General features: G+C 57.3%; 3 protein-coding genes and 1 tRNA gene. 1 reads left to right on the top strand and 3 read right to left on the bottom strand.

The features are described 5' to 3' along the window. Nucleotides 1–372: 50S ribosomal protein L21 (gene rplU, locus ACTG34_RS13645; RefSeq protein ID WP_439105419.1), on the bottom strand; the 372-nt coding region annotated here is incomplete at its 3' end. A 291-nt stretch (nt 373–663) separates the two neighbouring features. Then, a complete protein-coding gene (locus ACTG34_RS13640) occupies nt 664–1524 on the bottom strand; it encodes a DUF2059 domain-containing protein (RefSeq protein ID WP_439105418.1) in 861 nt (286 codons plus the stop codon). Nucleotides 1525–1804: 280 nt separating this feature from the next. Here ACTG34_RS13640 and ACTG34_RS13635 point away from each other — a divergent pair. Then, nucleotides 1805–1894 (top strand) — tRNA-Ser (locus tag ACTG34_RS13635). A 46-nt stretch (nt 1895–1940) separates the two neighbouring features. Here the strand turns inward: ACTG34_RS13635 and ACTG34_RS13630 are convergent. Beyond that, on the bottom strand, nt 1941–2120 hold a 180-nt coding region (locus ACTG34_RS13630), incomplete at its 5' end, for a hypothetical protein (RefSeq protein ID WP_439105417.1).

Raw genomic sequence — 2120 nt, 5'->3', positions numbered from 1 at the left:
GGCAACATTTGCGGATGCGGGTACGGACCCTGCACCTTGAGCTGCTTTCACGCCGGACTTGTCCGCACCTTTTTCAAGGATGTTGGTCACACGCAGAAGCGTAAGCTGCTGACGGTGGCCTTTGGTGCGCTTGGAGGAGTGCTTACGACGACGCTTAACGAAGTGGATAACTTTCTTACCCTTGATCTGGTCGATCACTTCGGCTTGTACGCCTGCGTCCGCCACAAACGGCGCACCGATGGTGGAACCCACCATCAAAATCTCGTTGAACTGGAGTGTTTCACCAGCAACAGCGGCAAGTTTTTCAACGCGCAAAATGTCACCACTTTGCACTTTATATTGCTTACCGCCGGTTTTCAGAACCGCAAACATGCAGTCGTCCTTTTCTATATACCCGCGTCCTTTGGCCTTGGGGTCAGATGCCCCAACGTTTATTGCCTCAGACAGCGCGTCCCTCCATGGGGACGAGATTGTCATTAAGTCCATTTTCCAAGTCAGCCATCCGAAGACTATGCGCGATACGCTACCGACCAATAGAAAATGACCCGATCGAACCATAGGGCACGCCGAGTGGCGCGTGTATCGTGGAACCAGGCGGTCAAGTCAAGGGCATACTGCCAAAAACACAGACCTGACGCGCCCTACCCCGCGCCGTCCGCCCGCTTAGAGGTCCTGACCGTCAAAAATGTGCAACAATTGCCCCGTTCCGGCCCCCAAGGCACGCGACAAATCCGCATATACCGCATCGAACGCCGCAAATAGTGCGTAGTTGAGTTTTGATCCGGCTGGGGACTTTGAGAACGCAATATACTGTTCAAACTCATCGTCACTCAACGGCTCATACGCCAGTGTCGAATAGCCATACACCCATTGTGAAATGTCGGCACGCACCTCTGGCTCGTAGCTCCAAATATCGCGCAAAATATCCGCGTCCGACATCATCGGCACATCACCACCGCTTTGGCCCAACCCGACCATATAGGCGTAATCGGCATTCATCGCCCCGACCACATTCATCTCGATGAGATCATTGGCGGTGACATAAGCGTCGATCAGTTCTGCACGCGCACTATCCGGGGCGAGCTCGGCCCATGCCTGCGCCGCCATGTCCTCCATCCCCTCGTCGCCCATTGCAATCCGTGCGTCCAATTCGAGCTGGGCCACGGTCTGGCCAAAATCGCTTTCGAAAAACGCGAGCATCGGCGCGATATCCGCGCCCTCTAGCGCTTTGCCCATCTCCCCCCGAAAGGCCTCGAGCATCACATCGGCGCGGTACAAATCGGCCAACATGCTGACCCAAGCGGCATGCGGAACGCCGCTCCCGTCGACCTCGAGATCATCGATCATACCCCGTCCCTCTTTGGCCAGAACCTCGACAATCTGCGTCATGTGGAGCGCATCCATCAAGGCGTCGATATCATCCGAGGTCGTCTGTGCACGCGCACCGCGCCCCAAGGACACCGCCAAAAGGCCGGCCATCAGCACAGACAAGAGAATTTTCACGAGCATAAAGCGTTTGGGCATCGCAGGGCAGTCCTTTGGGTCGGCACGGTGTCAAATCAACACTCGGCTTATTGGATATAGCGCCCTTGCGCTGGCGCGCCACACCGACATAGCCGATTACGCCAACACCTAACCCTGCCTGTAGCCTTTGCCAAGGTCGCGGCGCTCACATCTGCGACAGCGTGCGGGGTCACTCACCCTGCCCCCGCAGACACCGCATGTCACGACACCCCACATTAATTTTCAAAAGGGACTTGCAGTCGCCCAAAAGCACGGCTAAATCGCACCACCACTTCCCCGCGGAGAGATGCCGGAGTGGTCGAACGGGGCGGTCTCGAAAACCGTTGAGCCTTCACGGGTTCCCAGGGTTCGAATCCCTGTCTCTCCGCCATACCGCACACCACCAGAGAGGGCCGACGGCTTAGGTATGGCGTGGCTTATGCGCGCGGCGTCAGGATGGCGGCGATGGTTTTTGTCAATGTGTCGGGGGTGACAGGTTTATCGACACAGGCCGAGAACATCGGCGCGATGTCTTCTAGTTCGGCGGCGGTGTTGCGCAGCAAAACAGTTGGAATGGGGCGCGCACAGGACGCAGCGGCCTTTGCGACGGCCATACT

This window comes from Celeribacter marinus (assembly GCF_965656515.1).
GTDB classification, from domain to species: Bacteria; Pseudomonadota; Alphaproteobacteria; order Rhodobacterales; family Rhodobacteraceae; genus Celeribacter; species Celeribacter marinus_D.
This window is presented reverse-complemented; position numbering and strand designations above follow the sequence as displayed.